At 58.1% G+C, this 12,129-nt stretch carries 12 protein-coding genes and 1 pseudogene; 2 read left to right on the top strand and 11 right to left on the bottom strand.

Features of this window, described 5'->3' with window-relative positions; all coding sequences use genetic code 11:
• Window positions 1-77: 77 nt before the first annotated feature.
• Entirely contained in the window at window positions 78-698 is a 621-nt protein-coding gene (locus tag ACTG1P_RS16675) for an AhpA/YtjB family protein (RefSeq protein WP_005340472.1), read from the top strand.
• A 67-nt stretch (window positions 699-765) separates the two neighbouring features.
• Here the strand turns inward: ACTG1P_RS16675 and deoD are convergent, their stop codons facing one another.
• The 7 genes and pseudogenes from deoD to ACTG1P_RS16640 form a co-directional block, all read right to left on the bottom strand.
• The gene (deoD, locus tag ACTG1P_RS16670) at window positions 766-1,482 is read right to left on the bottom strand and encodes a purine-nucleoside phosphorylase (RefSeq protein ID WP_005340471.1); all 717 of its coding nucleotides are present in this window, start codon (window positions 1,480-1,482) and stop codon (window positions 766-768) included.
• 80 nt (window positions 1,483-1,562) lie between these two features.
• A pseudogene (locus ACTG1P_RS16665) lies at window positions 1,563-2,770 on the bottom strand (phosphopentomutase).
• A 14-nt stretch (window positions 2,771-2,784) separates the two neighbouring features.
• Window positions 2,785-4,116 (bottom strand): thymidine phosphorylase, encoded by a 1,332-nt coding sequence (deoA, locus tag ACTG1P_RS16660; RefSeq protein WP_005340469.1) that lies wholly within the window; start codon window positions 4,114-4,116, stop codon window positions 2,785-2,787.
• A 109-nt stretch (window positions 4,117-4,225) separates the two neighbouring features.
• Window positions 4,226-4,999, bottom strand: a complete 774-nt coding sequence (gene deoC, locus ACTG1P_RS16655; RefSeq protein ID WP_033112950.1) for a deoxyribose-phosphate aldolase — start codon at window positions 4,997-4,999, stop codon at window positions 4,226-4,228.
• 423 nt (window positions 5,000-5,422) lie between these two features.
• The gene (locus ACTG1P_RS16650) at window positions 5,423-5,593 is read right to left on the bottom strand and encodes a XapX domain-containing protein (protein ID WP_005340467.1); all 171 of its coding nucleotides are present in this window, start codon (window positions 5,591-5,593) and stop codon (window positions 5,423-5,425) included.
• Between the two features lie 125 nt (window positions 5,594-5,718).
• Window positions 5,719-6,993 (bottom strand): NupC/NupG family nucleoside CNT transporter, encoded by a 1,275-nt coding sequence (locus ACTG1P_RS16645; protein ID WP_005340466.1) that lies wholly within the window; start codon window positions 6,991-6,993, stop codon window positions 5,719-5,721.
• A 222-nt stretch (window positions 6,994-7,215) separates the two neighbouring features.
• Window positions 7,216-7,989 carry a TatD family hydrolase gene (locus ACTG1P_RS16640; protein ID WP_440001748.1) on the bottom strand — a complete coding sequence of 258 codons (774 nt, stop codon included), beginning with the start codon at window positions 7,987-7,989 and terminating at the stop codon, window positions 7,216-7,218.
• 41 nt (window positions 7,990-8,030) lie between these two features.
• On the opposite strand from ACTG1P_RS16640, the gene tppF reads away from it, so the two are divergent.
• A complete protein-coding gene (gene tppF, locus ACTG1P_RS16635; protein WP_272868746.1) occupies window positions 8,031-8,645 on the top strand; it encodes a type IVa pilus pseudopilin TppF in 615 nt (204 codons plus the stop codon).
• A gap of 325 nt (window positions 8,646-8,970) precedes the next feature.
• Here tppF and luxS read toward each other — a convergent pair whose 3' ends face one another.
• From luxS to ACTG1P_RS16615, 4 genes are read right to left on the bottom strand one after another with little or no spacing between them, the layout of a single operon-like run.
• Window positions 8,971-9,480, bottom strand: a complete 510-nt coding sequence (luxS, locus tag ACTG1P_RS16630) for an S-ribosylhomocysteine lyase (RefSeq protein WP_429032301.1) — start codon at window positions 9,478-9,480, stop codon at window positions 8,971-8,973.
• An 18-nt stretch (window positions 9,481-9,498) separates the two neighbouring features.
• Entirely contained in the window at window positions 9,499-10,092 is a 594-nt protein-coding gene (locus tag ACTG1P_RS16625) for a transglycosylase SLT domain-containing protein (RefSeq protein ID WP_272951253.1), read from the bottom strand.
• A gap of 59 nt (window positions 10,093-10,151) precedes the next feature.
• A complete protein-coding gene (gene glnB / locus ACTG1P_RS16620) occupies window positions 10,152-10,490 on the bottom strand; it encodes a nitrogen regulatory protein P-II (RefSeq protein WP_005308848.1) in 339 nt (112 codons plus the stop codon).
• 9 nt (window positions 10,491-10,499) lie between these two features.
• Window positions 10,500-12,122 carry an NAD+ synthase gene (locus ACTG1P_RS16615; protein WP_149153623.1) on the bottom strand — a complete coding sequence of 541 codons (1,623 nt, stop codon included), beginning with the start codon at window positions 12,120-12,122 and terminating at the stop codon, window positions 10,500-10,502.
• Window positions 12,123-12,129 lie beyond the last annotated feature (7 nt).

The following is a 12,129-nucleotide window of genomic DNA, read 5'->3' as shown; positions in this document are numbered from 1 at the left end:
GCCCAGAGTAGCGTATTGCTTTTTGTACAGGCAAGCGCCAAGATCCCGCCACTCCTTGTTACCATGAGGTCTCGCGCTTGCAGCGTCATCTTCCCATCAAACGTGTTCTCAGCCTGGGTGCCGGTATCCTGCTCGGATGCTGGGTGCTCGGTGTGCTCATCCATATGCAGGGTGAAAGCCAGGCCTCGCTGCACAGCGAAGCACGCAACCGGGCACAGGCGCTGGTCGCCTATGCCGCCCGCGACATGAAACGCTGGATCAAGGAGGAGAAGAGCAGCGAGCTGGAGCGGCTGGCGCGGGATCTGGCGGCGGAACCGGAGATCCTCGATGCCACCCTCTACGACGGACGCGGCATTCCCCTCGCCCAGTCTGAGCAGGCGGTGCCGCTGGAGAGCCTGCTGCCCATCGGCAGCGATAACAAGTCACTGCCGGAGCAGGGCAAAGGACGGATCCAGTTCGTGCAGGAGATCCGGGATGGCGAGCAGACCATCGGCTTCCTGCGCATCACCCTGGAAGAGCAGCAGATGCTTGCAGACAAGGACACCCGGCTCAAGGTGGTGCAAGAGAAACAGCGGCTGATGCTGCTGGTCGCCCTGCTGGCCGGGGTGCTCATCTCCTACGGCGTGCGCCGCAACTACATGCGGGTGCGCAAGCACAAGAAAAAGAGTACGCCCCCCTCGCCACCTCCGGAAAACTGATGGCACGACCAGAGAGCGGATACAAAAACGGCGGCCAGAAGGCCGCCGTTTCTTATTCGCAAGGGAATTACTTGTCGCCCAGCAGGACGGAATCCAGCGCGATTTCGATCATGTCGTTGAAGGTCAGCTGACGCTCTTCAGAGGTGGTCTGCTCACCGGTACGGATATGGTCGGAGACGGTGCAGATGGTCAGTGCCTTGGCACCGTACTCTGCGGCCACGCCGTAGATACCGGCGGCTTCCATCTCGACACCCAGGATGCCGTATTTTTCCATGACGTCGAACATGGAGGGATCCGGGGTATAGAACAGGTCGGCGGAGAAGATGTTGCCCACGCGCACGGCAACGCCCTTGTTCTTGGCAGCCTGCACAGCATTGGCAACCAGGTCGAAGTCAGCGATGGCAGCGAAGTCGTGATCCTTGAAACGCAGACGGTTTACTTTGGAGTCGGTGCAGGCACCCATACCGATTACCACGTCACGCAGTTTCACATCTTCACGCACGGCACCGCAGGAGCCGACGCGGATCAGGGTCTTCACACCGTAATCGGTGATCAGCTCTTTTGCGTAGATGGAACAGGAGGGGATACCCATGCCGTGGCCCATGACGGAGATACGACGGCCCTTGTAGGTACCGGTAAAGCCGAACATGTTGCGCACGTCGCAGATCTGCTCGACGTTCTCCAGGAAAGTCTCTGCGATGTACTTGGCGCGCAGGGGGTCGCCCGGCATCAGCACGGTATCAGCAAAGGCGCCATCTTTCGCATTGATATGAGGAGTTGCCATTCTCTTGATTCCTTCACACTTGGGTTGAGTTTTATTGTCTTTATTAAAATTGCCCGCCACCGGAGTGGCGGGCGGGTAAATTACAGGAAGCTGGTACCGTATGCCAGTTTGGGCAGACCGTGGTACGCCGCAATGCTCTGGCCGATGTCGGCGAAGGTCTCGCGACGGCCGACGGAACCGGCTTTGACCGGCTTGCCGTAGAACAGTACCGGGATGTACTCGCGGGTATGGTCGGTGCCGCTCCAGGTCGGGTCACAACCGTGGTCTGCGGTCAACACCACCACGTCGCCATCCTGCAGCAGGTCGAACAGCTCCGGCAGGCGGGAGTCGAAATACTCCAGCGCATCGGCGTAGCCCTTCACGTCGCGACGGTGGCCGTAAGAGGAGTCGAAGTCGACGAAGTTGGTGAAGACGATGGTGTTGTCACCGGCCGCTTTCACCTCTTCCAGGGTGCGATCCCACAGCTCGGTCAGACCGGTCCCCTTCACTTTCTTGGTGATGCCCTGCTCGGCATAGATGTCGGCGATCTTGCCGATGGAGACCACCTGGCCACCCGCTTCTTTCATGTAATCCAGCACGGTCGGTGCCGGCGGCAGCACGGAGTAGTCGTGACGGTTGCCGGTACGCTTGAAGTTGCCCTTGCCGCTGCCCACGAACGGACGCGCGATGACGCGACCGATGTTGTAGGGCTCCAGCAGCTCGCGCACGATGTGGCACAGCTCATAGAGCTTCTCGAGGCCATAGGTCTCTTCGTGGCAGGCAATCTGGACACGGAGTCGGCAGAGGTGTAGAGGATCGGCTTGCCGGTCTTCATGTGCTCTTCGCCCAGATCGTCCAGCACCTGGGTACCGGAAGCGTGGCAGTTGCCCAGATAGCCAGGCAGACCGGCCTTCTCGACGATGGCGTCCAGCAGCTCCTGCGGGAAGCTGTTGTGGTGATCCTTGAAGTAGCCCCACTCGAACAGCACGGGCACACCAGCGATCTCCCAGTGACCGGACGGGGTATCCTTGCCGGAGGAGAGCTCCTGAGCAAAGCCGTAGGCACCGACCACCTCGATATCTTTCTTCAGCCCTTCCGGGAAGTAGCCGGAGGCCTGCTCGCAGGCGTGGCCCAGACCCAGCTTGTTGAGGTTGGGCAGATTGAGGGCACCACGGCCTTCAATTTCACCTGCCGCACACGCCTTGGCGATATGGCCAAGGGTATTGGCGCCCACATCTCCGAACTTGTCGGCGTCGGCAGCTGCGCCAATACCGAAAGAGTCCATCATCAGAATAAAGGTACGTTTCATGGGTCTTCCCCTTGTTACAAATCGGCTAGGGTGATACGGCGGTACACTTCAGGCAGTGCTTCCGGCCGCTCGCCACCAATCCGGACAGCCGCCTGCACCATGCTGGCAGCCTGAGCATATTGCTCTTCAGTCTGAGCGTGGATCATCGCGATCGGCTTGTCAGCATCAACACTTTGACCCAGGCGGATAAAGTCGGTCAGACCGACCGCATAATCAAGTTTGTCACCGGCAGCGCGGCGACCACCGCCCATGGCGACCACGGCCAGGCCCAGCTCGCGGGTATCCATAGCGGTCACAAAACCGCTGTTGGCCGCGAAGACCGGGCGCACGATGGCAGCCTTGGGCAGGTAAGCGTCATAACGCTCCATAAAATCGGCCGGGCCGCCGAGGCCAGTCACCATGCGACCGAAGATCTCGGCCGCCTTGCCGTTATCCAGCACCGCCTGCAGCTTGGCACGGGCATCGCGCTCGTCGCTGGCCAGACCGGCGGAGATCAGCATCTCGGCGCACAGCGCCATGGTCACTTCGTGGATCCGCGGGTTGCGGTATTCACCGGTCAGGTAACGCACCGCTTCACGCACTTCCACCGCGTTACCGGCGCTGGAGGCCAGCACCTGGTTCATATCGGTCAAGAGCGCAGAGGTGCGGCAGCCGGCGCCATTGGCCACAGCAACGATGCTCTTGGCCAGCTCTTCGGAGGCTTCAAAGGTCGGCATAAAGGCACCGGAGCCCACTTTCACATCCATCACCAGCGCTTCGAGCCCGGAGGCGAGCTTCTTGGAGAGGATGGAGCCGGTGATCATGGCGACAGATTCGACGGTGGCAGTGATGTCACGTACGGCATAGATACGCTTGTCGGCCGGGGCGAGATCGCCAGTCTGGCCGATGATGGCGACACCCGCCTCTTTCACCACTTTCAGGAAACGATCGTTGTCGACCGAGGTCTGGTAGCCGGGAATGGCATCCAGTTTGTCGAGGGTACCGCCGGTATGGCCCAGACCACGGCCGGAGATCATCGGCACGAAACCGCCGCAGGCGGCGACCATCGGGCCAAGCATCAGGGAGACAACGTCACCCACACCGCCGGTGGAGTGCTTGTCGACAATCGGGCCACCTAGATTGAGGTGATCCCAGGTCAATACCATGCCGGAGTCGCGCATGGCGCAGGTCAGGGCAACCCGCTCATCCATGGTCATATCTTTGAAGTAGACCGCCATCGCCAGCGCCGCAATCTGGCCCTCGCCGATGGTGTTGTTGGTAATGCCCTGAACGAAGAATTGAATCTCTTGGGTACTGAGCGCTTCACCGTTGCGCTTCTTGCGAATAATTTCTTGAGGCAAAAACATCTTTCATTCCCTCCGCCATTGCTGGCGTTACACAAGCCTGAATCCTTGCCCGCGCACCACAGGTGGGGGCTTAACAGGGCGGACAGCCGTCCGCCCTCTCATCAACCTATTAGTAACCGCTGGTGTTGGCCGGCTTGTCGCCATGCCCCAGAGTGGCCAGCAGGCTGGCCAGCAGGCTGGATGCACCAAAGCGGAAGGTGCGGGCGGATACCCAGTCCTTGCCGAGGATCTCTTCGGCCATGGCCAGGTACTGACCCGCCACGGCGGCATCTTTCACGCCACCGGCCGGCTTGAAACCGACTTTCGGATTCTTGGCCTTGATCACTTCCATCATGATGCGCGCCGCTTCCGGGGTCGCATTGACCGGCACCTTGCCGGTGGAGGTCTTGATGAAGTCGGCACCGGCATCGATACAGATTTCGGAAGCGCGACGGATCAACGCCTCTTCTTTCAGTTCGCCGGTTTCGATGATCACTTTCAGCAGCACGTTGGCTCCACAGGCCTCTTTACAGGCTTTGACCAGATCAAAACCGATCTGCTCGTTGCCAGCCATGAAAGCGCGGTACGGGAAGACCACGTCCACTTCGTCGGCACCGTAGGCGACAGCGGCACGGGTCTCGGCCACGGCGATCTCGATGTCGTCGTTGCCGTGCGGGAAGTTGGTCACAGTCGCAATGCGCACGTCGGCAGCGCCGATCTCACGCAGGGTCTTGCGAGCGATGGGAATGAAACGGGGGTAGATGCAGACGGCGGCGGTCAGACCGGCCGGTGACTTGGCCTTGTGGCACAGGTCGATCACCTTCTGATCGGTATCGTCGTCGTTCAGGGTGGTCAGGTCCATCAGGTTCAGGGCGCGCTGGGCGGCCAGTTTCAGATCACTCATTCTGTTCTCCAAAGTCTCGATTTAATCCAGATAACCGGGCACCACCATACCATCCAGCGATAGATGCACAGGCAGTATCCCCAGCTATACGGGAATGGAATTACAGTGCGAAGGCACCGGCACTATCGGGATGCTATTCAAAACACCCTGCAGGCACTGCGACTGTAAATAAGGCAAGAGCCCTGTCACTTTCTTACAAAAGTGCGGACTTGGTTCCATGAAGACTTGAGAAAGGCCGACAACATCTGACCCGACTTCCCAATCAATTCCATTTGACCGCCAACACCCGATTTCATCGAGTATTAGTCATTGCCAGCACCCTGCTGGCAACGCCTATTTCAGCCGAGATACCCCCTGTTTGCAAGCCGGATTTGCCAATTTCAGAGGTACCTCACATCTGGCAAATCCAGGTCTAAAAAAGCCTTACGAAAAGAAACGAGTCAGGATCCAGGAGTAGGCCAATCCCCCCAGATAGACCCCGACGATCCCCATTACCCCGGATAAAACGGGAGGTGCCGGGATCGGCAATTTGAGGAAAGAAAACAACAAACCAACTATAAAGCCGGCCACCATCGCCAGTAGCACTTCATTCATATAACCTCCGATTTGACTCATTTTATTATTAGTTTAGATAGGAAAACGGTTGTCACCGCTCCATACGCGAACGCCACGGCAGATGCCGTGGCGTTCGTGTTTATACCCTGTCAGTCAGGCGGCGATTACATGCCGGACAGTGCCAGGAAGAAGCCTGCGATAGTGGCAGACATCAGGTTGGACAGAGAGCCAGCCAATACGGCTTTCAGACCAAAGCGTGCAATGGTACCGCGGCGGTTCGGCGCCATGGACCCCAGACCACCCAGCAGGATGGCAACGGAGGAGAGGTTGGCAAAACCACACAGTGCGAAGGAGATGATCGCCTTGGTGTGATCGGACATGGCCACACCGTTGATCAGCACTTCGTCTTTCAGGTACGGAGCGAAGTTCAGGTAAGCCACGAACTCGTTCACTACCAGCTTCTGACCGATGAAGGAACCGGCAACCACTGCTTCATTCCAGGGCACACCGATCAGGAAGGCCAGCGGGGAGAAGATCCAGCCCAGCAGCAGTTCCAGAGAGAGTTGCGGATAACCGAACCAGCCACCCACACCGGAGAAGATGCCGTTGATCATGGCAATCAGACCGATGAAGGCCAGCAGCATGGCGCCGACGTTCAGGGCCAGTTGCATACCGGCAGAAGCGCCAGCAGCAGCAGCGTCAATGACGTTGGCAGGCTTGTCATCCAGCTCGGCATCGGCAGAGCTTTCGTCGTAGTTCGGGGTCTCGGTCTCGGGAACCAGCAGCTTGGCGAACAGCAGACCACCCGGTGCAGCCATGAAGGAGGCAGCAATCAGGTACTCCATCTTCACGCCCATGGAGGCGTAACCGGCCAGTACGGAACCGGCAACGGAAGCCAGACCACCACACATGACGGCGAACAGCTCGGAGTCAGTCATCTTGGCGATGTAGGGACGAACTACCAGCGGCGCTTCGGTCTGACCGACGAAGATGTTGGCGGTTGCAGAGAGGGATTCGGTGCGGGAAGTACCCAGTACTTTCTGCAGACCGCCGCCCAGCAACTTGATGACCATCTGCATGATGCCCAAGTAGTAGAGCACTGCAATCAGGGAAGAGAAGAAGATGATGACCGGCAGAACACGGAAGGCAAAGACAAAGCCGCCGCCACCGAACACTTCAAACATCTTGTTGCTGACCAGACCGCCAAACAGGAAGTCGATCCCGTTCTGGCCGTAGCTGATCACGCTGGATACCGCGTCGGACACGCCGACCAGGATATCGCGACCAACCGGAACATAGAGAACAAACGCCCCCAGACCGGCTTGAATAGCGAACGCACCGACAACGGTACGCACGTTGATTGCCTTGCGATTGCTGGAGAACAGCACCGCGATAAGGACGAGCGTCGCCATCCCTACCAGACCCATGAACAAATTCATTATTATCTTCCTCTAGTAGCACCTGGCTTGTTAGCGAGTTGTTATTAAACCCAACTAATCAAGGGGAGCGCATTATACTAATTAAAGTCCGATAAAATAGAATGCTGGTCACATTTTATCGTTATCAAAATGTCCAAGTGTCACAAAATTAGACAGCAAACGATTTTTACGCTCATTTTTTTTCCTGACAACTAAATCAGGTGTTGCGAATTTGTTTCATAGCTATTGGTCGTGATGGAAAATATGCCGGGCAGTTTCAAATAACACCTTGGCAACATCTGCCGATGGTTCATCCCGCAATGTCATCAATATTTCCGCTATTTTCGGCAGCGCTTCCGGGGTATTTCGGGAGCCTTGTGCGCCTTGCAACGGCATATCGGGCGAATCGGTTTCCAGCACAAGGGCCTCGAGCGGCATGGCCCGAAATACCTCTCGCGTCTTGTTCGCCCGTTCAAAACTGATCACCCCGCCCACCCCGAGTCGAAAGCCCAGTTGCCAGAAAGCCTCCGCCTGCTGCAACGAACCGCTGAAAGCGTGGATCACCCCGCCACGTGGCGGCTTGAAGCGGCGCAACAGCTTGGCCACAGTGTCATTGGCACGCACCGAGTGGATCATCAGGGGAAGCTCGGCATCAGCAGCCAGCCGGACCTGAGCCTCAAACAGCGCAAGCTGCCCCTCCTGAGGCACGTGTGAACGGAGGTCCAGCCCGCACTCGCCAATGGCCACCAGCCCGGCAGGCTGGCTCATCACCAGCGTTCGCAACCGCTCCATCACCCCCTCCAGCTGTTCACCGGCGTACCAGGGATGAACGCCCAGACCATAAAAGAGGCCGTCATGTTGCTCTGCCAGTGCCATCACACGAGTCCAGTTATCCTCTGCGATGGCAGGAATGATATACTCCGTCACCCCTAATGCCCGGCAACGGGCCAGCAGTGCCTCCCTGTCCTGGTCGAATACCGGAAAGTCAAGATGGCAATGGGTATCTATCAGCTGCATATCACTTACACCTGTTTGCGGTATTTAATGGGTCATTGAACATGATGAACAACAGAAACAACGGCTTTACCCTGATTGAACTGGTGCTGGTGATCATAGTGCTGGGGATCCTGGCCGTCACCGCCCTGCCCCGCTTTATCAATATCAAGGATGATGCCCTGAAAAGCACGGTCTCGGCGACCGCAGGCAGCTTTGCCAGTGCAGTTCAGCTGGCTCATGCTGGCTGGGCGGTGAAAGTGCAGGGACAAGACCTCGCACTGTATAACTTCAGTGGGATGGGCAATAAAGATTTGGATATCAACCACTACGGCTGGCCTGTGGGGACAAAAGAGGATCAGGGTAATCAAGGTGTTGATATTGTTTTCCCCGGAGGCACAAGTGACCAGATATCGGTCAGTAGCCCGGATGACTGCAAACTACTTTTCACTGGATTACTTGATACCAATCAAACCGTTCCTGACCTAGCAGACAAAAATACGGACACAGACTACACCTCTGAGATCATTGCTGCAGATGACCAAATTGACGGGGGGCTACGTCACGATAACTGCCGTTATATTCTTCGCGATTCTATCGGCCGCTTCCCGGATCACCCCAACGGCCTCGGCTTCGAGTACAACAGCGTTACCGGTGCCGTGACCCGCAATTTTGATTGAGCTCAGCCTCTTCTGCGCAATCTCGCTCTTTGCTTGAATCATCATCATAACGAACCGGCGTGCAGCAGCGCCGGTTCTCCTGAGTGAGCCCCCACTCCTCGCACCACGCGTCGTAACGGGCCAGCCAACGCAGCAATATCCCTTTCATCGTCACACCTCCGCCAACAGGTTCAGGTCAAAAACCATCCTAATCAGAGTCAGCAAGGGGAGCAAGTCATCCCCACTATTGCGGTCTGGCGAGATAAAAAAGAGCCGGTCAGCATGGCTGACCGGCTCTTTTAACATTCCCTGAAGAGATTATCCGATGAGCGACAGCTCATCCGCCTCACAGACTCTTCAGCTTCTCTTCCGGCAGGGCCAGCTCGTCGTTGTGGTTAACGCCGATACCGCGCTCCAGCACATGACGGGCGATGGCGTGCGCCTCTTCCAGCGAGTGCATGCTGTAGGTGCCGCACTGATACTCGTTCAGCTCGGGGATCTTGGCCTGATCCTGCACGGTCAGCACGTCGCTCATGGCTGCCTGCCAGGCGGTGCCAACCCGAGCTTCGTCCGGCGCGCCGATCAGGCTCATGTAGAAGCCGGTACGGCAACCCATGGGGGAGATGTCGATGATCTCCACGCCGTTGCCGTTCAGGTGATCACGCATAAAACCGGCAAACAGGTGTTCGAGGGTATGAATACCGCGCTCGGAAAGGATCTCCTGGTTCGGCACACAGAAACGCAGGTCGAACACGGTAATGGTGTCCTTGTTCGGGGTCTGCATGGTCTTGGCCACACGCACCGCTGGCGCTTCCATACGGGTGTGGTCAACGGTAAAACTGTCCAATAACGGCATTTCTGACTCCTGATTTGGTTACCAGAACCAGCCCCCACGGGAGAGCTGATCCTTGCATTGACGGTACTGGGCGCCGTAGCGCTGGGCGCGAGCTTCCACCTTGCGAGAGGTCTTCATCAACCACCCCTTGCTGCGATAGCTGCCACGCCGGTAGCCACCCCACCCTTCGTGATAGTTGAGGTACTGGCCATAGGCATCCCACTTGGAGGTGCCATTTAGCCGCTGGGCTTTGTTAGTGTACCAACCCATGAAATCGATGGCGTCGGCAAAGTCATCGCGATCGCTCCAGCTGTTGCCGGTTTCCCGCTGGTAATCCGCCCAAGTTTCATCTTTGACCTGAGCATAACCATAAGCCGAACTGGCCCGCCCGGTCGGGATGAAGAGGAAATACTGCATCGGCGGCTGAGCATCATGTACGTACGAGGACTCCTGATACATCATGGCCATCACCACATGGATTGGCGTCCCCCACTTCTCATTCATCTTGAGCGCGGCCTTGTGCCAGTCAGGCTTCTCGCGAAAGATCTGGCACAGATTCTCCGGCTGGGCCGGTGGACGGGTACTGCAAGCAGTCAGGCCAGCCAACAGGCTGGCGACCACAGCAAAACGCATCCACCCCATCAAATGAGGCCGCACTTCACGCCTCTGGTCAGGTAAAGAGATAGCCAAGGTCAGATCGCGTCTTCGTTCTCTTCGCCGGTACGGATACGAATGACGCGCTCCACCTCGCAGACGAAGATCTTGCCATCACCAATCTTGCCGGTACGGGCGGTGTTCTGGATCGCTTCCAGGCAAGCATCGAGATCCTCGTCCTGCACCACCAGCTCCACCTTCACTTTCGGCAGGAAATCGACCATATATTCGGCGCCGCGATAGAGCTCGGTATGGCCCTTCTGGCGGCCGAAGCCTTTGACTTCGGATACGGTCATGCCGTTGATGCCGATCTCGGCCAGGGCCTCGCGCACATCGTCCAGCTTGAACGGTTTGATGATGGCTTCAATCTTCTTCATGGTGACTCCTTACCAGTTCTGTTTACCGAACCCGGATGTAATGGGGTAACGGCGATCCTTACCAAAGTTGCGAGCCGTGATGCGGGGCCCGACCGCCGCCTGACGGCGCTTGTATTCGTTGAGATCCACCAGCCGGATCACCTTGCGCACCACCGCTTCCTCGAAGCCTTCTGCCACCATATCGGCGACCGAAGCATCCTCTTCCACATAACGCTTGAGGATCGCATCGAGGATATCGTAGGGGGGCAGACTGTCCTGATCCACCTGATCCGGCGCCAGTTCCGCTGAAGGGGGGCGGTCGATAACCCGCTGCGGGATCACATAGTCGACCGAGTTGCGATATTCGCACAACTTGAAGACCAGCGTCTTGGGCACATCTTTCAGCACGTCGAAGCCACCGGCCATGTCACCGTACAGCGTGGCATAGCCAACAGCCATTTCACTCTTGTTGCCAGTGGTCAGCACGATACGACGACGCTTGTTGGAGAGCGCCATCAGCAGCACGCCGCGGCAGCGGGCCTGCAGGTTCTCTTCGGTCGTATCGCGAGCGGTACCTTCAAACAACGGCGCCAGCTGGGTCATAAACCCTTCGAACATCGGCTCGATGGAGATGATGTTGAACTCCACCCCCATCCGCTCGGCCTGCTCCTTGGCATCTTCCACACTCATCTGGGCTGTGTAGCGGAACGGCATCATCACCGCCTGCACTTTGTCGGCGCCGATGGCATCGGCAGCGATGGCCAGGGTCAGTGCCGAGTCAATGCCGCCGGATAGGCCCAGCACGGCGCCGTGGAAGCCGTTCTTGGTGACATAGTCGCGCACAGCCAGCACCAGCGCCTGATAGGTCTCGGCCAGCGGTTCCAGCGGCGCAGCGGGTTCCCGCTCCTTCACCGGCTGGCCATCGGCAAAACGTACCAGCGCCAGCTCTTCGGCAAACGGGGCCAGCTTGTGGGTCAGCTCGCCCTGGCTGTTGAACACCTTGGAGCAGCCGTCGAAAATCAGCTCATCCTGACCACATACCTGATTGAGGTAGACCAACGGCAGATCGGTCTGATCGCAGCGCTCAGTCATCAGTTCGCGGCGGATCCAGGGTTTCTCTTGATCGTAGGGCGACGCATTGATGGTGAGCAGCAGCTCGGCCCCCGCCGCCTTGGCGGCCAGCGCCGGGCCCGGCTGCCACAAATCTTCGCAGATGAGCAGCCCCAGCTGGTGACCACGGAACGGCACCACGCAGGTCTCGGTCGCCGCGGTGAAGTAGCGCTTCTCGTCAAATACCCCGTAGTTGGGCAAGTCCTGCTTGAAGTAACGGGCAATCAGCTTGCCCTGCTCATACAGTGAAGCTGCGTTGTAGAGCGCCTCCCCTTCACGCCAGGGATGCCCCACCAAAATGGCACAGTTGCCCTGCCATTCGGCAACACGAGCCAACGCGGCTTCGACCCGCATCATCAGATCGGCGCGCAGCAGCAGATCTTCCGGTGGATAGCCGGTCAGGGCCAGCTCGGAGCAGACCAGCAGATCGGCACCTTGCTGCTCGGCCTGAGCCGCCGCAGCGAGCACTTTGTCAGTGTTATCTTCGATGGCGCCTACCGTCAGATTCAACTGGGCAAGCATCAGAGAGAGGGCTTTTGCCATGGCGATG

The sequence above is a fragment of the Aeromonas sp. 11P genome (assembly GCF_051920165.1).
In the GTDB taxonomy this organism is placed as follows: domain Bacteria; phylum Pseudomonadota; class Gammaproteobacteria; order Enterobacterales; family Aeromonadaceae; genus Aeromonas; species Aeromonas veronii.
This window is presented reverse-complemented; position numbering and strand designations above follow the sequence as displayed.